This is a genomic window from Actinomyces sp. S4-C9 (assembly GCF_000758775.1).
Classification (GTDB): domain Bacteria; phylum Actinomycetota; class Actinomycetes; order Actinomycetales; family Actinomycetaceae; genus Gleimia; species Gleimia europaea.
Genome location: NZ_JRMU01000001.1, coordinates 74,721 through 94,495, shown reverse-complemented (window position 1 = coordinate 94,495; position 19,775 = coordinate 74,721). Strand labels below are relative to the sequence as shown.

The 19,775-nt window shown below is 57.0% G+C and carries 18 protein-coding genes; 14 read left to right on the top strand and 4 right to left on the bottom strand.

Going from position 1 to position 19,775, the window contains the following annotated elements:
• Positions 1 to 173 precede the first annotated feature (173 nt).
• From HMPREF1628_RS00435 to HMPREF1628_RS00425, 3 genes are read left to right on the top strand one after another with little or no spacing between them, the layout of a single operon-like run.
• Entirely contained in the window at positions 174 to 455 is a 282-nt protein-coding gene (locus HMPREF1628_RS00435; protein ID WP_034506413.1) for a WhiB family transcriptional regulator, read from the top strand.
• A 10-nt stretch (positions 456 to 465) separates the two neighbouring features.
• Complete coding sequence (locus tag HMPREF1628_RS00430) at positions 466 to 3,855, top strand: glycosyltransferase family 2 protein (RefSeq protein ID WP_034506410.1); 3,390 nt, start codon at positions 466 to 468, stop codon at positions 3,853 to 3,855.
• The gene (locus tag HMPREF1628_RS00425) at positions 3,845 to 5,251 is read left to right on the top strand and encodes a DUF5719 family protein (protein WP_034506408.1); all 1,407 of its coding nucleotides are present in this window, start codon (positions 3,845 to 3,847) and stop codon (positions 5,249 to 5,251) included. The genes HMPREF1628_RS00430 and HMPREF1628_RS00425 overlap by 11 nt, the downstream gene beginning before the upstream one ends.
• A 46-nt stretch (positions 5,252 to 5,297) precedes the next feature.
• Here the strand turns inward: HMPREF1628_RS00425 and HMPREF1628_RS00420 are convergent, their stop codons facing one another.
• Positions 5,298 to 5,741: a metallopeptidase family protein gene (locus HMPREF1628_RS00420; RefSeq protein WP_034506405.1), complete on the bottom strand. Its 444-nt coding sequence runs from the start codon at positions 5,739 to 5,741 to the stop codon at positions 5,298 to 5,300.
• 79 nt (positions 5,742 to 5,820) lie between these two features.
• Here HMPREF1628_RS00420 and HMPREF1628_RS00415 point away from each other — a divergent pair, with 79 nt between their 5' ends.
• From HMPREF1628_RS00415 to secA, 7 genes are all read left to right on the top strand, one after another.
• Complete coding sequence (locus HMPREF1628_RS00415; protein ID WP_034506701.1) at positions 5,821 to 6,213, top strand: DUF3499 domain-containing protein; 393 nt, start codon at positions 5,821 to 5,823, stop codon at positions 6,211 to 6,213.
• 55 nt (positions 6,214 to 6,268) lie between these two features.
• Positions 6,269 to 6,952, top strand: a complete 684-nt coding sequence (mtrA, locus tag HMPREF1628_RS00410; protein ID WP_034506402.1) for an MtrAB system response regulator MtrA — start codon at positions 6,269 to 6,271, stop codon at positions 6,950 to 6,952.
• Between the two features lie 3 nt (positions 6,953 to 6,955).
• Positions 6,956 to 8,536: an MtrAB system histidine kinase MtrB gene (gene mtrB / locus HMPREF1628_RS00405; protein ID WP_034506399.1), complete on the top strand. Its 1,581-nt coding sequence runs from the start codon at positions 6,956 to 6,958 to the stop codon at positions 8,534 to 8,536.
• Complete coding sequence (locus HMPREF1628_RS00400) at positions 8,533 to 10,173, top strand: LpqB family beta-propeller domain-containing protein (RefSeq protein WP_034506396.1); 1,641 nt, start codon at positions 8,533 to 8,535, stop codon at positions 10,171 to 10,173. Before mtrB ends, HMPREF1628_RS00400 begins: the two co-directional genes overlap by 4 nt.
• Before the next feature lie 263 nt (positions 10,174 to 10,436).
• Positions 10,437 to 10,982: a ComF family protein gene (locus HMPREF1628_RS00395; protein ID WP_034506393.1), complete on the top strand. Its 546-nt coding sequence runs from the start codon at positions 10,437 to 10,439 to the stop codon at positions 10,980 to 10,982.
• A 162-nt stretch (positions 10,983 to 11,144) separates the two neighbouring features.
• Positions 11,145 to 11,801 carry a ribosome hibernation-promoting factor, HPF/YfiA family gene (hpf, locus tag HMPREF1628_RS00390; protein ID WP_034506389.1) on the top strand — a complete coding sequence of 219 codons (657 nt, stop codon included), beginning with the start codon at positions 11,145 to 11,147 and terminating at the stop codon, positions 11,799 to 11,801.
• A 195-nt stretch (positions 11,802 to 11,996) separates the two neighbouring features.
• Complete coding sequence (secA, locus tag HMPREF1628_RS00385; RefSeq protein WP_034506387.1) at positions 11,997 to 14,828, top strand: preprotein translocase subunit SecA; 2,832 nt, start codon at positions 11,997 to 11,999, stop codon at positions 14,826 to 14,828.
• Between the two features lie 51 nt (positions 14,829 to 14,879).
• Here secA and HMPREF1628_RS08550 read toward each other — a convergent pair whose 3' ends face one another.
• Together HMPREF1628_RS08550 and HMPREF1628_RS08790 are read right to left on the bottom strand one after the other, a co-directional pair.
• Entirely contained in the window at positions 14,880 to 15,458 is a 579-nt protein-coding gene (locus HMPREF1628_RS08550) for an Rv3235 family protein (protein WP_052038719.1), read from the bottom strand.
• Positions 15,458 to 16,378: a LysM peptidoglycan-binding domain-containing protein gene (locus HMPREF1628_RS08790; protein ID WP_084703125.1), complete on the bottom strand. Its 921-nt coding sequence runs from the start codon at positions 16,376 to 16,378 to the stop codon at positions 15,458 to 15,460. The genes HMPREF1628_RS08550 and HMPREF1628_RS08790 overlap by 1 nt, the downstream gene beginning before the upstream one ends.
• Positions 16,379 to 16,491: 113 nt before the next feature.
• On the opposite strand from HMPREF1628_RS08790, the gene HMPREF1628_RS00370 reads away from it, so the two are divergent.
• Positions 16,492 to 17,025 carry a hypothetical protein gene (locus HMPREF1628_RS00370; protein ID WP_034506384.1) on the top strand — a complete coding sequence of 178 codons (534 nt, stop codon included), beginning with the start codon at positions 16,492 to 16,494 and terminating at the stop codon, positions 17,023 to 17,025.
• Between the two features lie 34 nt (positions 17,026 to 17,059).
• Here HMPREF1628_RS00370 and HMPREF1628_RS00365 read toward each other — a convergent pair whose 3' ends face one another.
• Complete coding sequence (locus HMPREF1628_RS00365) at positions 17,060 to 17,269, bottom strand: helix-turn-helix domain-containing protein (RefSeq protein WP_016443912.1); 210 nt, start codon at positions 17,267 to 17,269, stop codon at positions 17,060 to 17,062.
• 171 nt (positions 17,270 to 17,440) lie between these two features.
• On the opposite strand from HMPREF1628_RS00365, the gene HMPREF1628_RS00360 reads away from it, so the two are divergent.
• The 3 genes from HMPREF1628_RS00360 to HMPREF1628_RS00350 are packed head-to-tail and all read left to right on the top strand — an operon-like array spanning position 17,441 to position 19,753.
• Positions 17,441 to 18,055 (top strand): hypothetical protein, encoded by a 615-nt coding sequence (locus HMPREF1628_RS00360; RefSeq protein ID WP_156956789.1) that lies wholly within the window; start codon positions 17,441 to 17,443, stop codon positions 18,053 to 18,055.
• A 2-nt stretch (positions 18,056 to 18,057) separates the two neighbouring features.
• The gene (locus tag HMPREF1628_RS00355) at positions 18,058 to 19,323 is read left to right on the top strand and encodes an AAA family ATPase (protein WP_034506378.1); all 1,266 of its coding nucleotides are present in this window, start codon (positions 18,058 to 18,060) and stop codon (positions 19,321 to 19,323) included.
• Positions 19,324 to 19,348: 25 nt separating this feature from the next.
• On the top strand, positions 19,349 to 19,753 hold the full coding sequence (locus tag HMPREF1628_RS00350; protein WP_034506374.1) for a hypothetical protein: 405 nt from the start codon (positions 19,349 to 19,351) through the stop codon (positions 19,751 to 19,753).
• Positions 19,754 to 19,775: the final 22 nt, after the last annotated feature.

The following is a 19,775-nucleotide window of genomic DNA, read 5'->3' as shown; positions in this document are numbered from 1 at the left end:
ACCTCATCTGCGCAAAAACGCGAATTTTGACGCCGGTGTGGCAATATCAAACGAAAATGAGCGCTCAGGCGAGTGGAAAAGTTCTCAAAGACTTTCTTTACACCATTCGGTTTGACTATTGTATATAACACGCGTGTAATTCATTAAGACGATATCTAAGTGAGGGGAAAACCGTGTGGAATATTCTCGGTGAAGGACCGCTTTCATTTGATGAAAGCGCGTACCTTGATGATGGTCCTCTCGCTTGGCAAGAGCAGGCTCTTTGCGCGCAGACAGATCCCGAAGCTTTCTTCCCAGAAAAGGGCGGCTCTACTAGGGAGGCCAAAGCGGTGTGCGCTTCTTGTGAAGTGCGCGCTCAGTGCCTTGAATATGCCCTGCAAAATGATGAGCGCTTTGGAATTTGGGGTGGAATGTCGGAGCGCGAGCGCCGCCGGCTTAAGCGCCGCGCAGTGTAAGGCTCTCTAAGTGGCTGACCAAAGCGTTGCAGCACTAATTGTTTCCCCCGCGAATTCGCCGTTCTTGCGGCGCACTCTTGACGCGGTTTTGGGGCAGTCCCACCTGCCTGAGCGCATTGTGCTGGTGCGCGTTGGTAAAGAATCATTCCCCGCGGTTGACGGTGTTGAGGTAATCGACGCGCCGGGCGCGAATAACTTTGGTGATGCGATCCGCGAGGCGGTATCGGCGGATCCTTCAATAATGCAGGCCCAGTGGCTTTGGACCTTGCATGACGATAGCGCGCCTTTTGAGGATGCTCTTGCGAATCTTATTGCCGAGGGCGCTCGCGGCCTAACCGTAGGCATTGTTGGGCCAAAACAGGTTGCCTGGTCTGACTCGGATCGCCTGCTTGAGGTGGGGGTGCGGGCGTCTCGTTCGGGCCGCCGCCTCGATTATTTGATGCCGGGTGAGATTGACCAGGGCCAGCATGATTCAGATTCGGATGTGCTTGCGGTTGGCACGGCTGGCATGCTGATTCGAGCAGCGGTGTGGGAACTGACCGGCGGGCCAGATCCTGTGCTAGGGCCGTTTGGCGACGGCCTCGAACTGTGTAGGCGCACCCGCCAACTCGGATACCGTACGGTGGTTGCTCCTGGGGCAAAGATCGCGCACGCGCGTGGCAGTTACCGGGATGTCCGTGAGGGTGAGGAAGCGGACGTTAACCGTTCGTTCGGCTTGCGGCGCGGCGCGCAACTGTACAACGCGATGGTTGCGAATCCACCTATCCTGTTCGTCCTAATGCTTGTTTCGCTCCCATTTTGGACGCTTCTGCGCGCACTTATGCGCCTGTTTACCAAACAACCTGACCTGGTCTGGCTTGAACTGGTTGGCTTTGCGCGGGCGTTTAGCAGGATTCCTCAGGCGATCTCAGCGCGTCTGCGCTTGGCCCGCACTCGTAAGGTTCCCGCGAAAGCTCTCGCGAGTCTCGAGGAATCAAACCTGACCATCACAAAGGCCAAGCGCACGCTGGCTAAACGAGAGCGCGAACCTAAGCCCGTTGAAGTCCTTGAACCGGTAGCAGCTAAGTTACTTCGCGAACATAAGATTGCATCAAACGTCGCCGCTGGGGTCGGAACGTTGCTATTACTTGTGGCAATTTTCTTTACTAGTAGCGGGCTCACGAACGGTATAACGGGTGGAGCTTGGGCAAATCTGCCGACCTCCTTTACAAAACTGTGGCACGAGGCGTGGGCCGGCTGGGTTGTTGGTGGCGCGGGAGCTGCGGGACCTGGCGATCCGCTACTCATGGTCTGGGCGCTTCTATCTGCCCCATTTGCTCTAATCGGTATCGGCCCCAAAAACGTGCTGGTGGGCTTTTGGCTACTAGCCCCGCTGGCGGCTTGGCTCGCTATGTTTTGGGCTACGAGCACGCTCACACACCGGCCGATTTGGCGGTTTGCGTTCGCAACCATCTGGATTTCGCTTCCCACTTTCTTGCTGTCCTGGTCTGATGGACGTATGGCAGCAGTGATGGTGCACGTGGCTGTTCCGCTGGTACTCCTGGGGTGGATGAGGATGCTTAGCCTGGGCGCCACTTTGCGGATCCGCGGCGCGCAAGACGGTGAACTAGAGGTGCAAGATCGTGCTTTGGCTACCAGCTACGCCGCGCTCGCGTCAGCTGCTCTCGTGATGGTGGTTGCCGCCGCACCATGGGCAGGTTTGGCGCTCGTACTGTTTACGATCGTCCAGTTGCTCGTGCGGCCTCGCAAATGGAAACTAACGCTACTCGCAGCTACTCCGCCCGTGGCGATCATGCTACCCACGTGGATTGCGGCCGTGCAGATCGGAGGATCAAGAGCGCTTCGATTCCTGCTTGCCGATTCGGGTCGTCCACTCGCTTTTGATGCCCCACCAACTTGGCTGAGTGTGCTCGGCCTGCCGGAAAACCTGGTGTTGGATCCGCGTAGCGTGGGCGTTTGGCTGGCTCTGGCTCCCGGCGTTCTGTGCGTCCTGGGTGCGATGCTTGCTCTTGTGAACTTTTCCCGCACTTGGTTGCGCACCCGCTTCTTCTTCCTGACAGGTACAATCGCTTTCATCATCGCGATTGTGGCAGCCCGCACGGTCATCGCCTATGACGGGACTCTGGTTGCTGCTTGGCCAGGACCGGCTCTGTCCATTGCGGGCATATGCATGATTGCTGCGTGGTCGGGCCTGCTGAGTCCTCTGGTTCTGCAAGAGCGCCTCTATTCGTACCGTTCGCGTCGCCGCCTTGACGTAGCCGCAAAGCGTCGCTTGAGAGCCAAGGAGCGTTCGCAGCAGAACGCACCCAAGAAAGACGTCTTAGACGAGACTGATGCTCAGGTTGCCCAGGCTGATGTCGAGCAATCTGAGGTGGACGCAGCGCAATCCGTGGACGAAATCAAACCGGACGAGTCCGAAACCGAACATCTTGAGGTACAAGATGCGACGTCCGTGCCTGTTCTCAAGTCGCGTGTAAGCTCCCTTGAACGGGTTGTTTGGCCGCTTGCAGTGGCGGGCCTGGTTTTGACATTAGTGGTTGCGCTAACCCCGGTTGCGGTATGGGCTGCAGGAATAACGGTTGATGGAGCGCGTTCGCGCGCTATCACAGCTGCGCCAGAGTATGAAACGCCTGCCGCCGCGCAGTACGCTCAGGATTACCCGCGCCACGCTCGCTTCCTCGTGATGCATGTAAATGACGAGGGAGTGCAGGCACAACTTCGCCGTGGTGACGGCGTTGAACTGGGGGACTCATCGCCGCGGTTCCGCCTCGAAGACGCGATCAACATGCAGTATCTCCCGCAAGGTGGGGTAGCCCAGGCGCTGGCAAATCCCGATGAAGCGGATGCTGACTTCTCCCGCGCGGTAGCCGAAGTCCTGAACAATTCTGAGCCAACGGGCCTGCTTGGCTTCGCAGTGGATCAGATCGCATTGTCAGGGGAGGGAACCTCTTACACGGCAGCTCAGACGGCTCTCGATTCGAATGAGTACCTAGAGCGAGCGGGTGAATCTGAAGCTGGACTTCTGTGGCGAATGCGCCCCTCGGGTCTAGAGCCGGCTCGCATGTATATTGACGATTCAGGAAAAGTCACGCCCGTCCCTTCCGGTCTAGTTGGCGCGTCCGTAGATCTTTCAAAGTACAAATATGGCCCGGGAGCTACGCTGGTGCTGTCAGAACGTGCCGATGCTAACTGGCGAGCCACGGTTGGTGCCCAGTTGCTGGACGTCGCAGACCACGGTTGGCAGCAGGCATTCAAACTGGACGGAGCGAACGGCGTGGTCAAAGTTGCGTACCATGCTGAATGGATGCCTATCTGGTGGGCCCTTAGCGCTCTTTCGGTTGTGAGCCTGCTGATTGCGGGTGCGCCGATCCGTAGAAGGAGGCGCCAAAATGAAGCGTAAATGGTCAGCGCGCTCAGCCGCCCGGGCCGGTGGCGCCGCACTTACCGGCGGGCTTGCCGTGGTTGCGCTCGGCTTGGTGGCAACTGCGCAGTCCAGCATCGATTTTGGCGAGGACGTTGGCCGCCAAATTTCTGAGGTCGTGACCTTACCCGACCAGACCTATGAACTCGCATGCGCAGCGGGTATCGAAACTGAGTTCGGCGACAAGACCCCCACTAAGGTGTTCGTTGCCGATATTTCAGGCGTTGAACTGACTCGAGCCGTAGACCTTGTAACGGGCAAGGAGATCGCGGGCGCAAAAGGTGAAGGCGGCATCGAATTTGAATCGAAAAATCCGATCGGCCTATCTGTGCATTCCACGGTAGAAAGCAAAGCGCCTTCGGCTATTTTGGGCCAAATTAATACCGAGGATGTGCGCGGCCTAGTGTTCGATCAGTGCCAGACGGCTCGTAATGATTCCTGGTTTAACGTGGGTGCAACCACGGTTGGTGAAGCCGCATTGCTCACGGTCATGAACCCGTCTAAGCAGGCCTCCGAAGTTACGTTGCGCGGGTGGTCGAGCATTGGTCCGGTTGAGGGTGAACCCACATTCACCGTGCGGGCAGGCTCAATTGAGACGGTGAACCTGGCAGCCTTCTTCCCCGACGAGGAACGCCTGGGCGTACAGGTGCAGGCGTCCGGCCCGGGCGTGGCCGCAACGATCCGCACTATCAGCACCGCGGGCCTCACCCCTCGCGGCCTCGACCACGTCTCCGGATCGGGGGTTGCAACAAAAACTGCTCTCATATCCGGAGTTGCGAAGGGGCTGGAGGAGCCGAAGCTTCGCCTCCAAAACGTGGGAGAAGAGGAAGCACAGGTTACTCTCAGCGTGCTCTCGCAGAAGGGTAGGGCACCGCTTCCCGGCGGCAATGACGTGGTGATTGACCCCGGCGCGGTGTTCCAGCTAAATCTCGATGGTCTCGAGGATGAATACGCTAGCGTGCTCGTCGAGTCAAATGAGCCCGTGCTGGCTTCCGCATCGGGCTACATGACCGGTAAGAAGGATCAGGACGGCAAGTCTTTAGCTGATCGCGTCGTGTGGATGCCCGCAGATGCGGCAACGACCTACCACGAGCCTCTTCCCGCGGCGTCCGGGGTTTCTTACACTCTCTTCCTGGCCAATTCCAGTGATGAGGACGTCGCGGTGCGCGTGAACGGCAAGGAAATCAGCCTTGCAGCCGGGCATGTGATCAGCCAGGCCGTATCTGGATCGGATCTAAAGATTGATGCTGATGCCCCCATCCACGCGTCGGTCAATGCGATTTCCGAGGTTGCCTCAGGCAATCTAATTTCTGCTCTTGCGCTACAAGATTCCACTTCAGGAACGCCTACGTTCCGCTTCATCGCCCCGCGTTAAACGGCCAATCGGTTCAGTTAGCAACCGCGTCTTATACCGGTGGGCGCTAGATGTCCTCAATGGGGCCGCCGTGGATTTCCCCCATGGAAAGGCCGCTGAGTGCGGATAGGTTTTCTACCAGCAGTCCTCTCACGAGGGCATGCAAGGGGGATCCCATTTGGCGAACGGATACGCGCCCTGCTCGAGCCTGAATGGGGAGCCGGTAGAGTACGAGACGGGGTGCAAGACGCGCGAGCCGGTTTTCGGGGAATGTGCGGCACAGGACCACGGAGTGGTGCTCCCAAGAGGCCGGGTTTGAGGTTGGAACTTCATCGATGCCAATCTCGATGCGTGCAAGTTCGGGGTGGCGCGCAGTGATTTCACCTATTTGTAGCGCTACGATTTGGTCAAAGGATTCGCGCCAGTTAGCCCGTGCGGGAATGCCGGGAACAAAAAGGGGTCCGCGGCTTCCTCGTCCATGCCGATCACGGCGTCTTCTAGTTTGGCGCATGGGGCTTACTTTACCCACCCGCCGCGTGGACAGGTAGTACAAGTGCTGTAGTTCTCCTATTCTTGGAGGTGTGAATGCGATGCGTGCGTGTAGTAAGACCACTTGTAACGAGCCTGCGGTGGCTACTTTGACTTATGACTATTCCGAGGCCACCGCGGTTTTGGGACCGCTTTCGCCTTCGCGAGAGCCCGGAACCATGGAGCTTTGTGAAATGCACGCTAACAATTTCACGGCCCCGCGCGGCTGGCAGGTGATTCGCCTGGCTACGAATTTTGAGCCCGCACCGCCTTCACCGGACGATCTGATGGCGCTGGCAGATCTTGTGCGCAAGGTGGGGAATCGCCCCGCACCCCGTAAGAACCCTGCGCCGCAGCCTCCCTCTGTTAAGCCGGAGTCTATGCGTGTTAAGAATCGGCGCGCGAACTTTCGGGTGGTTGATGGCGGAGTAGAAGATGGAGACTCATCACACTAACGCGCCAGCGCTTCTAATGCGTGAAAAATTCGAGGCGTCGTGACAATATCGTTATATGAGTGCGAACGTGTTAGTCGTGGACGACGATGTTGCCTTGGCAGAGATGATTGGCCTCGTACTTTCTTCGGAGGGGTACGAGACCGCTTTTTGTCATGATGGCCAGACAGCTGTTGAGGTTTTCCACCAGGTCAATCCGGATTTGATCTTGTTGGATGTGATGTTACCAGGCAAGAACGGCATCCAGATTTGTAAGGAGATCCGAGCTGATTCGGACGTGCCTATCGTGATGCTGACCGCGCGTTCGGATACGACTGACGTGGTTGTTGGCCTAGAGGCAGGTGCGGATGATTACGTGCCTAAGCCGTTCAAGCCAAAGGAGCTCGTGGCGCGGGTGAAGGCGCGTTTGCGAGGCCGTGATGAGCACTTCGATGAGGTATTGAAGGTCGGTGATCTGGAGGTCGACGTTCCGGGCCACGAGGTGACGCGTGGCGGTGCCCCCATTGCTCTGACTCCGCTTGAGTTTGATTTGCTTGTGGCATTGGCTAAGGCGCCGTGGAAGGTGTTTTCTCGCGAGGAGCTACTAGAGGACGTGTGGGGTTACCGGCATGCTGCGGATACCCGCCTAGTTAATGTGCACGTGCAGCGTTTGCGCGCGAAGATAGAACGCGATCCGGAGCATCCGGAGCTTATCGTGACCGTTCGGGGCGTGGGCTACCGTGCGGGTGGAACACCGGCGTAGCTGATGGCGGCGAGCGACTCCAAGTTGGTGCGGGCGTTCCAAGATGCCCGTCCTATTTTGTTTATTCGCAAGTCCTTGTCGCTAAAGGTTGCGGTTGGCATGACATTGCTCATGTTGACCCTGTTGTCGCTACTGTTTGTGGCGGTGACGTTTCAGGTGCGCACGGAGGTTTTCGAGCAGCGGCGTGAGCAGGTTCTTGATGATGCCACGGTTCGTTTAGCGCAGGCGCAGTCCACGTTTGACCAGTCCACTGCTACCACTCCGGATCAGGTTCAAGATCTGGCGCACAAGTTGATTTCCTCGCTGCGATCCTCGGCCACGGGTGCGGGTGCAGTTGGCACGATGCTATTGCGGGCACCCAGCGCTTCGGCAACGTTTGCGATTAATGACCTCATCGATAGCAGTGTGATTGATGCGCTTACGCCACAAATGCGCAAGATGACGGCCGATGGAGGTGGTCCGTACTACCAGTCGATCGAGATTGATAACGGTATTGGCAAGCCAAGCCCGGGCATCATTGTGGGCGATATCGTGACGCTACCGCTCGCAGGTGAGTATGAGCTGTACACCGTTTATTCGCTCAGTGACGATCAGGCAACTATCTCGATGCTCATGCGCACATTGGTAATCGGGTCGGTGCCCGTGATTTTACTGTTTAGTGCGGGCCTCATTTACATGATTTATCGTCTGCTTAGGCCGGTTCGTAGAACCGCGGAGGCGGCCGCGCAGCTGGCTGATGGTGATTTGAGTGTGCGTGTGAGTGCTGATGGCGTGGATGAGATGTCGCAGCTCGGGCGCGCGTTTAACAACATGGCGTCCTCATTGGCTGACAAGATTGCGGAGTATGATGAGCTGTCGAAGCTGGAGCAGCGTTTCGTGTCGGATGTTTCGCATGAGCTGCGTACCCCTTTGACTACGATTCGTATGGCAGAAGAGATGCTCTACGACAGCCGTGAAGAGTTTGACCCGATCTCAGCTAGATCGGCGGAGCTACTTCACCAGCAGGTGGATCGTTTCGAAAAAATGCTGGCGGACCTGCTAGAGATTTCGCGTTACGATTCAAAGTCTGCTTCGCTGGAACTTGATGACGTGAATTTCACGGAGCTGGCGCAAAAAGTTGTGGATGCGAATCGCGCGCTTGCGGACAAACTTGGGGTGCAGGTAGAGGTCATTTCTGGTGAGGGCAGGAATGTGGCCGAGGCAGATAGCCGCCGCATGGAGCGGGTGTTGCGTAATTTCTTGGTGAATGCGATTGAGCACGCTGAGGGTGGCCCGGTGCAGGTTGAGGTTGGATCGGATCCTGACGCTACTTCGGTGCGGGTGCGTGATTTCGGTGTTGGTTTGGACGAGGAGACGCGCACGCACGTGTTTGAGCGCTTTTACCGTGCGGATCCGGCGCGCACGCGAACAACCGGCGGTACGGGATTGGGGTTGTCTATTGCCCGTGAGGACGTAGCTTTGCACGGCGGCAAGATAGAGGTGTACGGAGAGCCAGGCCAAGGCGCTGCGTTCATGGTGACAGTTCCGCGCCGGCAGGGTGTTGAGATTGCGAAAACACCTCTGAAGTTGTGGGAGGAGCGATGAGGCGCAAGATTTTGACTATGGTCATGGCTTGCACGCTGGTGCTTGCGGGCTGTTCGTCGCTACCTTCTTCGGGGCCGGTTACAAGTTTTGAGCGGGATATTCCCGATGCAGAATCGCTGGTTTTGAAAGGTTACGGCCCGGTTGCTGGGTCCACTCCCGACATTTTGGTACGTGATTTTCTGCGCGCTTCTGCGGCGGGCTTGTCGGATGATTTTCAGGTGGCGCGCTCGTATTTGACTGATCGTGCGAAGGCCGCGTGGCGTCCGGAATCGCAGGTGCAGATCTATTCGGATGATCAAACGCCGTTCGTGACTGGGGATGCGAGTACGGTCTCGGTGTCGATAGGAGTTAACGCCGTGGTGACTCCTGATGGCAGTTATGAGGAGCAGGCTGCCTCATCCAAGACGTCGTTGAAGTATAAGCTCACAACGAATTCGCTAGGCGAGTGGCGCATTGATGAGCTCCCAGACGGAGTGCTTCTGTCTCAGTCCTCTTTCCACGCGGTGTACACGCAGGCTTCGGTGTACTTTTTTGCGCCCGACTATCGCGCGTTGGTGCCGGATAGGCGTTGGTATCCGGTGCGCCGTTTGGAGTCTCACCTGATGCAGGCGCTTATTGAGGGGCCTTCTAGCGATATTGCTTCGGCTGTGGTTTCGGCAATTCCCGCGGGGGCGCGCCTCCCGCTTCAACAGGTTGCGGTAACGGCTGGCGTTGCGGACGTGCAGCTAGAGGGAGAGTACTTGGTTAGCTCAGAGCAACAGGAAGCTCTGAAGTGGCAGGTAACTTCAACGCTGGCGCAGGTGCCGGGCGTGACTGAGGTACGTGTGCAAAACAACGGTATGCGCCTGGACGATGTTGCTATCCCGGCCGGCCCCACGTGGACAATGGATAAGCGCGTTGGTTTTAACAAGTCGGGTTTGGTTCTGCGCGATAGGTCGTTCACTACTGTGGTGGTTCCGGCTAGTGAACAGCCGGGAGCTCATGCCGCTTCGGTTGGCCCCGTTGATTCCAGTCCGTTGGCTTTCATTAACGGCGATAAGCTCTTCTCTGTCCGCGTGGGCGGTAAACCGGTGCAGATTTTAGAGAGCGAGGGAATTTCGCGCCCGTCGATCGATCGACTGGACTGGATTTGGACGGTTGTGGGCAACGAGGTCGTTGTTACGAATCCGGCGGGGGATGATTCAGTAAGGATCGCATCTCCATGGCAGGATGATCGCTCGATAAAAAGTATTTCGATTTCTCCAGATGGCGCGCGAGCATTGTTGCGCCGCGATGGGGATGGCTCTTCCAGCGTGTGGATGGCCGCCGTGAAACGTAATGCGCAAGGAAAACCCGCGGGTATTGACGTACCTCGGCGTGTGGAACTCGATGCGGCTGAGGTGCTGGACGTGTCGTGGGCTGGCAACACTTCGGCACTGATTTTGCAGCGCGGTGATGAGGCTAGCAAGGTCACTATTTCGAGCCTTGGTTCGGTGCCTGAAACGCTCGAAGCGCCGGCAGACGCGATTAGGATTTCGGGAGGAGCCACCCCGCAGGCGGTGCTCTTAGACACCAAGGATGAGGCAATTTACTCGCGGTTTGGTGTGTCTTGGCGTAGCTCTACAACCGACCTCGTAGAGGAATCGTACCCGCACTAGTTCGTTGCCTATTTATTTGGCTCCAAAGTGACAGGTTTTCCCCAGGGGCGCTAAGCCCTCAGGTTTGCACACCGTCGCCCGCGGGAGCTATTGCTACTTTCGTACCTAGTTATTGTTGCCTCGTGTTGGCATTGTTTAGCGAGTTAGTAAATATCGTCGCTCCGGCTTCTTGCGCGGGTTGTGGTGCGTGGGATACGACGCTGTGTTCTAGTTGCGCTGCCATAGCGAAACGCCCTGCTAGAGCCGGCCTGGTGGAGGGCGAAATGCCGATGCGGCTAATCAGCCTTGGCGAGTATGAGGGAGCACTACGCAGAATCATCCTCGCTGCGAAACATGACCGGGCAAACAGGTTACAAGAGTGGTTGGTGCAGGCAGGAGTGTCGCTGGCGCAGGGGTGGATGACGCATCGCGCAGTGGTGGATGTTCCTCTCGCGGGTAACCCCTTGCTCATTGTCCCGGTTCCATCCCAGTGGACGAGGGCGTGGCGCGGCCTGATGGTTACGCCGCACATCGCTCGTGGGTTTGCATCTCATCTTGATCGTGAAGGTGTCGACGTAATGGTTGCTCCGGTGCTCACCAAGGCTTGGGGGTCGACTCAGGCAGGGAAGTCAGGCGTTGAACGCCGCGCGCACAGTAGTTCGGTTGGTGCGTTGGTGGAGTTACGCGGGGCGCAGTGCATCCTGGTGGATGATGTGGTTACAACGGGAGCTACGATGCTGGCTTGCCGAAAGACTGTGGAATACGCGGGAGGCCAATGTTTTGTGGGAGTAGCGCTCGCGGATGTTCACAATTGCCACCCGCTAAAGTGACGCCCGTCACCAAATTCGGGTAAACTTAAGTAACCAGGCAAAAATCTTTGCAAGGTTTTTGCCGCAAACGTCTGGTAGGGGGTGGTAACTAAACGCACGGCCAGGCGCGATGTGTGTCTGGCGAATCAGTTGGGATTTTTCCCTCGTATTCCTGGAGGAACCATGGACATCACAGTTGTCGGACGCAATGCCGAAATCCACCCGAATTTCCGCGAGTACGTAGAAGAGAAAGTGTCAAAGGTGACACTGTTCTACCCGCGCGCACAGCGTATTGACGTTGAGCTCACTCACGAGCCAAACCCGCGTCGAGCTGAGACCGCGGAGCGGATTGAACTTACAGTCTTTGGCAAGGGCCCAATCATCCGAGCGGAAGCATCCAGCTCGGATCGATATGCGGCGGTCGACATTGCAACCGCAAAACTGTTTGAGCGTCTGCGTCGTGCACGTGATCGTGCGAAGGATCATCGCAGGCGTTACAACGCTCCGATTGCGCCGGAGCTAGGCGGAATTTATGAAGAGCCGGAGGCGGAACAGGATCTGAAGGAGGAGGCGCATCGCGATACGTTGCGCTCGGCTGAGGATCTGAAGATCGGTGAGCCAAGAGAGGAACAGCTTGGGGATTCGCCGGTAATTGTTCGCCAGAAGTTGCATGAGGCTGAATCAATGACGGTTGATCAGGCTCTGTATCAGATGGAGCTGGTGGGCCACCCGTGGTTCTTGTTCATTGATCAAGAGACGATGCAGCCGTGCGTTGTTTACCATCGCGAGGGCTGGACGTACGGTGTGATCCGTTTGAATACGAAGGTTGAAGCCGAATAGGTTTTCACTACCAGGGGCGAGGACGAGCAGTCCTCGCCCCTTTTTTACGCGGCCTCGCGATGAGTAGGCGTGAGATCGTTTGTGGGATGCAGGGCAGTTGGCGCTGCTATCAGTCCGGGCCGATCGGGTGCGGCGCTCACGCGACTGGCGGTCTACAATGGGAACCAACTGTGTAAGGACAACTTTTGGAGCGCCGTGTCTATTATTGACAAGATCTTGAGGATGGGCGAGGGCCGAGCCCTTCGCAAACTTGAAGCGATTGCGGATCAGGTTGATGCCCTCGAAGATGATTTTCAGGACCTCACTGATGAGGAACTTAAGGCGAAGACTGATGAGTTCAAGCAGCGCCTAGAAGAGGGCGAGACGCTTGATGACTTGCTGGTTGAGGCTTTCGCAACGGTTCGCGAGGCGGCGGATCGCGTGCTGGGGTTGCGCCCCTTCCACGTGCAGCTAATTGGCGGCGCGGCGTTGCATAAGGGCAACATCGCGGAGATGAAGACCGGTGAAGGTAAGACGCTGGTTGCAACGTTGCCAGCTTATCTACGCGCGCTGGATGGCAAGGGCGTGCACGTGGTTACGGTTAACGACTACTTGGCTTCCTACCAGTCGGAGCTGATGGGCCGCGTTTACCGTTTCCTTGGTCTTACTTGCGGGTGTATTTTGGTGGGACAGACGCCCGATGAGCGTCGCAAGCAGTACAACTGTGACATCACGTACGGCACCAACAATGAGTTCGGTTTTGACTATTTGCGTGACAACATGGCGCAGGTGCCTGAAGACATGGTGCAGCGCGGTCATAACTATGTGATCGTCGATGAGGTTGACTCGATTTTGATTGACGAGGCGCGTACGCCGCTGATTATTTCGGGGCCAGCGCAGGGCAACGCGGATGATTGGTATATGACGTTCGCGCGTTTGGTGCGCCAGCTTGAGCCCGAGGTTGATTACGAGGTTGATGAGAAGAAGCGCACTATCGGCATTCTAGAGCCGGGCATCGACAAGGTTGAGGACCAGCTTGGCATTGACAACCTGTACGACGCCGCGCACACGCCTCTGATTGGCTACTTGAACAACGCGATTAAGGCCAAGGAGCTGTTTAAGCGCGATAAGGATTACATCGTGCAGGACGGTGAGGTGCTGATCGTTGATGAGCACACCGGCCGCGTGTTGCCAGGCCGTCGTTATAACGAGGGCATGCACCAGGCGATTGAGGCTAAAGAGGGTGTGGAGATTAAGGCGGAGAACCAGACTCTCGCTACGATCACGTTGCAGAACTACTTCCGGCTGTACCCAGAGGGCTCGCGTGCTGGCATGACCGGTACGGCAGAGACTGAGGCTGCGGAGTTTGTTTCTACCTACGGTATTGGTGTTGTACCCATCCCGACCAACCGACCGATGATTCGCAAGGATCAGTCGGACCTGATTTACCCCACGTTTGCGGGCAAGATGAAGGCCGTGGTGGAGGACATCGAGGAGCGCCACAAGAAGGGCCAGCCCGTACTCGTTGGTACGACTTCGGTGGAGAAGTCAGAGTTGGTTTCGCGCATGCTCAAGGAGCGCCGCATTCCGCACGAGGTTTTGAACGCTAAGCAGCACGCGCGTGAAGCTGCAGTTGTGGCGATGGCGGGTCGTAAGGGCGCTGTTACGGTGGCTACGAACATGGCTGGCCGCGGTACGGACATCATGCTTGGCGGTAACGCTGAGCATATTGCGCTTGCTCACATGGCTTCGGAGGGCTTGGATCCGCAGGAGGATGCGGACAAGTACAACGAGATGTGGCCGAAGGTGATGGAGTCTGCAAAGGAGGCCGTCGCCGCGGAGCACGATGAGGTTGTTGAGCTTGGCGGCCTGTACGTGCTGGGTACCGAAAGGCATGAGTCACGCCGCATTGATAACCAGCTGCGGGGCCGTTCCGGCCGTCAGGGTGACCCGGGTGAGTCCCGCTTCTACCTGTCGATGGAAGATGACTTGATGCGCTTGTTTAATGCGGGGCTTGCCCAGCGCATCATGGCTTCAGGCAACTATCCGGAGGATTTGCCAATCGAGTCGAAGATGGTCTCAAAGTCCATTGCTTCGGCGCAGGCCCAGGTTGAGGCTCGTAACTTTGAGATTCGTAAGAACGTCCTCAAGTATGACGACGTGATGACCGGCCAGCGCGAATCTGTGTATGGTGAGCGTCGCCGGGTTCTTGAGGGTGAAGACATGAACCCGCAGATGAAGTTCTTCATGGAAGAACTTGTGCGTCAGGTGGTGTCCCAGTACGTTCCGTCGGATGATGAGCAGGATTGGGATCTCGACGGCTTGTTCTCGACGTTACATGAGTATTATCCCGTGTCGATTCGTCCGCAGGAGATTGTGGATGCAGTAGGCGAGGGCGCGGGCGCTTCGGCTGAGGATTTCGTGTTTGAGTACGTGTCGGATATTCATAATGAGTACGACAAGATTTCTGAAAAGGTTGGCGCAAATCCACTAGCTAAGTCGCAGCTTGGAGAGGAGCCGATGCGGGCTTTGGAGCGCCGCGTTGTGCTTGCTTCGGTGGATAAGTTGTGGCGTGAACACCTGTACGAGATGGATTACTTGAAGGAAGGTATTGGCCTTCGCGCAATGGGTCAGCGTGATCCTCTGGTTGAGTACGGGTCTGAGGGTGCGCAGATGTTCCAGGCGATGATGGAGCGCATTCGTGAGGAGACGGTGAAGCTCGCGTTCTCGTTTGCCGGCCAGTTTGAGCTTGCGCTGCAGCAGCAGGAGGAGAAGCTTGACGCAGCGAAGGCGTCTGCGGTTGCTCGTCAGGCAAAGGCTTTGAATCAGCCTAAGAGTGACAACGTGATGGGCGATGTGGGCCGTTCTCACTTCGGAAAGATGCAAATGTCTGGCCCTGCCGGCTCTGGAGATTCAGATGGAATCCCGGATGAGGGTTCTGCTTTCCGTCCGAGCGGCCGCGGGCAGGCTTCCGCTCCGTCAGAGGGTGGAGCGGCTCCTGCGATGAATCGCGCGCAGCGCAGAGCGCAAAAGCGCAAGCGCCGCTAAGAGCGTTTTAAGATTGCCCGCCATTTGCATTCGCAGATGGCAGGCTTTCGTTTACAGGATTTCAAGGGCGGTGGCTACCCATTGTCTTCTGCGAGCTTCAAGGCGAATGGCAACGGCTCGGGTGGTTTCGCCCTTAACGACAACGTGTGTGGTCTCCGCAATGGATTCATTGACCACGCATACTCTGGAAGACAGGGCTTTCGTTCTAGCGGAGCGTCCCGCCGGCCCATCCAGTCTGGTAGCGAGAGCAACTTTTCGTTCGATCGCGTCGTAAAGGTCTGGGGTCACGAAACGTTCTAGCGCGCTTGGATACTTTTGTCCGCTGAGTGTCTCAACGATCGCGAGTGCTAGGGCACGGCTCCAGTTACGTGCGTCGGGAAGTTGCTCTGCTTTCCCAATGGTGTCAATTTCAGCCTCGGGTTTTGAATAATCCCACGATGCCTCAATCATTGCCCAGTGGCGCCCCGTAGGTGCGGGCTTCGGCAAGATTCCGTTGAGGGTTCGTACGGGGTTGGGTGCGCGCTTGATCTTGATGTCGGAGGGCCGCCTAGCAGGGCTTTTGCCGCCCTTGACAGTGCGTAGCTTGACGGGTTCGTAAACGGGTTCGAGGGTTGCAAGTGCTGTAGACATTAGAGGTCCTCCTCAGGCAAGGTCAGAGTTGTTCCCGGATAGATGAGGTCGGGATCGGTACCAATAACGGATTTGTTTAGGTTGTAGATTCTGTGCCACTCGGTAGCAATCTTGGTGGGATCACTGCTTTGTAAATGGCGGGCGGCTATGGTCCACAGGGAGTCCCCGCTGCGCACAACGTATTGTTCATCCGCGGCAATGTCCGGCTCAGATTTCCCGGCGAGCGCATTCGCGCTTTTGTGTGTCTGTGGCAAAACATCGATGGCTTGAGCGCTAGAGGATTCGTTGGCCAGATGTGTATGTGAGGCCGGGAGGTTAGCGCCGTGGCTAGTGTTCTTTTCCGCTTGTTGAGTAGGCGGCGAAGCTTGCGGCGTCGGTGCGGTGGGCGCCGATGGATCAGATAGCGTGAGGTCGGTTGGAACGCTCGTTTGGGACGGACGAGTCTCCTGTGTAGATACTGCCTGCCACCCCAGGTTGTCTTGAACCGTTGCTGGAGCCGGTGCAAACGCCGAGGTAACGCTCACCACGAAAGATGCCGACGCTGCAAGCGTTGCCACTCTCTTCTTTAACAAGGATCGAACCAAAGGGCTGGAGGTGTTAACCGCGAGTTCGAGTAGGCGCTGAATGGGTGTGCCTCGCTTGGCAAGAATAAGAAGGATCTCAGTAACTAGCAGGGAAGTGAGACTCCATAGCGACAGTGTGGCGATGGTAAAGCCAAGAAATGCGGTGAGCAGTGGTAGGGCCAGTGCGTTCGGATTCAAAGAACTGCGCAAGATCGCATTCGCATCGGTTTGAAGAAGGCCTAACGCACTTGAGTTGTCTATCGCGATCGAGAGTGAGGCGGCCGCGGTAACAGTGAACGCGGCGGCACTGACCAGCGCAATGCTTGCGCTAGATTTTGAGTTCCTATTCGACTCCATTGCCCCCTTTCGTGCTAGTTCGTGTCAGTTCGTGATGATTGATGTTTGCACGTCGGGGTTAGTAAGTCAATAGCGTTTCGAAAATTGGTGGAAAACCCGATGCTGAATCCTGTATGTGTTTCAATCAGGAGATGGATTTCGAAACGATTATTGCCGCTCTTGCGCAAGAGTTCGCAGGCGAAGAGGCCCTGCAAAGCCGTGAAGAGGTAGCGGAGCTTGCCGAGGCCGAACTGGTTTCGGCAGGGATGTCAGATCGGTTGCGGGCCGCAGAAGGCCTCGAAGTTAACGTGTTCTCTCCCTTTGGCGTCAGTGTGAAGGGAAGAATGGTGCGCTCAAACCCGGCGTGGGTGTTGCTTGAGGATAGGGGAGTGCAGGAGCTGGTCTCTGCCGCGTCGATGGCGGTTGTTGAAGGCCTTGCAAGAGTGGCGCCAGAGCCCAGTCTTATAGACAAGCGCTTGGGGTTATCCGCTATATTGCGCCAAATTATGCGGCAGCGTCGCCGCGTGGCAGTGCAGGTGGGAGCAGCTTCTCTAACCGGTTTTATAGTTTCCGTCTATAAGGATCACGTTGATGTCGGGCATGAGGGCGGGGTGTCCTCGGTGTCGCTATCTCACCTGTTTAGCATTCGCCTCCTGCCGGGATTCTAAGCAGATTGGTGGTTGCTGCAGATTTGTGGGAAGCCTATATCTTGCCCGATTCGATGCGCTCGCGGGTGGCGGCGTACTGGCGTTCGATGTAGCGTTCAAGCTCGGAGGCCTCGATTCGCCAAGTTCGTTTTCCGCCTACCTGTATGGCCGGCAGTTCGCCCGAGGATAGGAGTGCGCGGGTTGCGGACTGAGACAGGTTAAGGGTTTCGGCAACGTCTGCAATGGTTAAGAATCTTTGGCTCATGCTCGTATTGTCTCACTTCGTTGCAGTTCTGGATAGTCTGCGCGCGCTGTTGTGTAAAAGCTTCGCGAATTAACAATCAGAAGTGGCGTGATTCGGGGCGCTAGTCGTCATTACCGAGACCAAACTGTGGATATCTTCCACAAGCGGCAAAAATTCCTGCATCATTGTCACGTGTCTAAAGCTTTACCCAGAGCGCGTCGCTCACACGTGTTTACTGATCCCAGGTTTCTTCTTGGACTTGCCCTGGTTGTGGCGTCAATCCTCGCTACTACCTGGCTGGTGCAAAAGGCTCGCGGAGGGGAGAGCGTTTACCAGTTGAACGCTCCGGTTGCGCAGGGCCAGCCCATTCAAGCCTCTGCTCTTTCAATCGTGTCCGCCCGTACGGGGTCAACGGCGTATTTGGAGGCCGGAGCGCTGCCCGAGGGAGCCGTGGCAACGCGTACCCTCAGTGCAGGCGAGTTGCTTCCTCGTGACGCGGTAGCAAGCGCGGCTTCGCTCGATCGCAGACAGGTTGTAATAAACGTGGCTACACGTATTCCTTCATCCGTCTCCACAGGCTCTACGGTCGAGGTGTGGGCCGTAGATTCGCCGGATACGCCGCTCAGTAGCCAAACGGAACCGAGAATGATTGCGTCCTCGGCTATTATTCTTTCGATTTCGGAGCCGGACACCACGCTGGTTAATCGCGCCCAAAGCGTTGAGATTTCTGTGCCCGAGTCGGATTTGGATACCGTGTTGGCGGCAACGGGGTCCAAGAGCTCCCTGATTGTGGTTCCCGCGGGGTAGCGATGGCGATCAAGGGTGTAATTGTTTGGCTTGACGAGCCCTTTGAGACGGAAGTGATCCGGGAACTCAACGCGCAGTCGTCGAAGTTTTCAGTTCAACGCAGGTGCGCGGATTTGGCGGAAGCGCGAGCGTGCGTGCGTGCGGGAATCGGTTCGGTTGTGGTCGCACGCGGCGGAGCTCCCGGCTTGGATCGCTCTGTTGTAGATGAGTTTCACGAGGCCGGCGTTTTTGTTCTGCTGGTGGTTGATGATCCGATTACGGCAGCCTCCATCGGGGAGGACGCGCGTTGTGATGCATCCAGTGCTGAGTTTGTGGTCGACACTCTGACGATGGGGATCCAAAACTGGATGATGGGGCAAGAGAGCCAAGTGTTCTCTGCTCCCGCGGTGACTACCGACGTTGTTGATTATCGAGGACGTTTGATCGCGGTGTGGGGCACATCGGGTGCGCCGGGGCGCTCTACGGTGGCATTAAATCTGGCTCACGCATTGGCGCTTGCGGGACGCGAGGTAACGCTCGTTGATGCTGATGCTCATGCCCCTTCGCTGGCGTTCATGCTGGGGTTTGACGCCCCGCAGTCGGGCCTGTTGGAGGCTTCGAATCTGCGCAACCAGGGTGAACTGACCCGTCTGGCTTTGGACGATGCGCGCCTGCTGGTTGATGAGCATCTCCACTTGCTTTCTGGCCTCACGCGCGCGGATAAATGGAGGATGCTTCGCGCTGAGGTTGTTGCGGACGTGCTGAGCGAACTGCGCAAGCTGGGTGACGTGGTTGTAGATCTGGCTGACGGTCTTGCTGATGATGATCCGTCGCAGCTAACTTTTGTGCCAACGCCACAAGACATTAACCGCACGGTTTTAGAGGATGCAGATGTAGTTCTGATTGTGGCTCGTGGTGATGCAATTGGATTGACCCGGCTTACGCATACTTTGTACGAGGCTGAAGAAGCCGGAGTGCGTCCGGACGTGTTGGTAGTAAATCGAGCACGATCTGCGGGTACGGGTGGATCCGTGAGTCGCCCGATTGATACTGTGCTTGCCTCGATCGCTCCGGTGACCCCTCGCGTGGTGATTGAGGACAGCACGGATGTGGATGAGGCAGTGCTTTCTGCCGCCACGGTTATGGCATCTGGTGAGTCGAAGTTTGGCGCTGGGATCGCGCAGATTATTGATCTGATTGGTACTGGCCAGGGCGAGTCTACCCCGGCGCGCAGGCGGAGTAGGCGTAAATCGAAGCGGTCTGGGTTCAAGTTGTTTGGTCGCAAATAGTTTGGGCCTGTTTTAGACTCGTTTTATGCGCTGTTTCTTGCCTTTGGTTGCTTCGGAGCTTTGTGGGGATCTTCCTGTCCGCGAGTTGGTTACTCCATCTTCTGGAGCGACCTGTGCGGAAGAGCGGGAGTGGTTCGAGTACGAAGCTGCCGTGGCAGCTTCTTTGATTTCGCTGGAGCTTGTGCGTGATCTAGAGGAACCCACGCAAAGACGCATTGTGGTAGCCCTTGAGGGGGAGCCGGTGTGGGAGAATGCGCAGGCTATCTTGGTGGACGGTCTTGAGTCTGAGCCACTGGTTCGTCGCGCATGTGCGGCTACTACGCAAGAGGAAGCTGATGAAGCGGTGGAAGAGCTTATGGACGCTTTCTTGGAGTGGTTTGACGTCAGTGAGCGCGCACAGCTCTGCCAGGCGTTGAACGCCCGCGAATAGTAATGGCTTTCAAGTGTGGTGG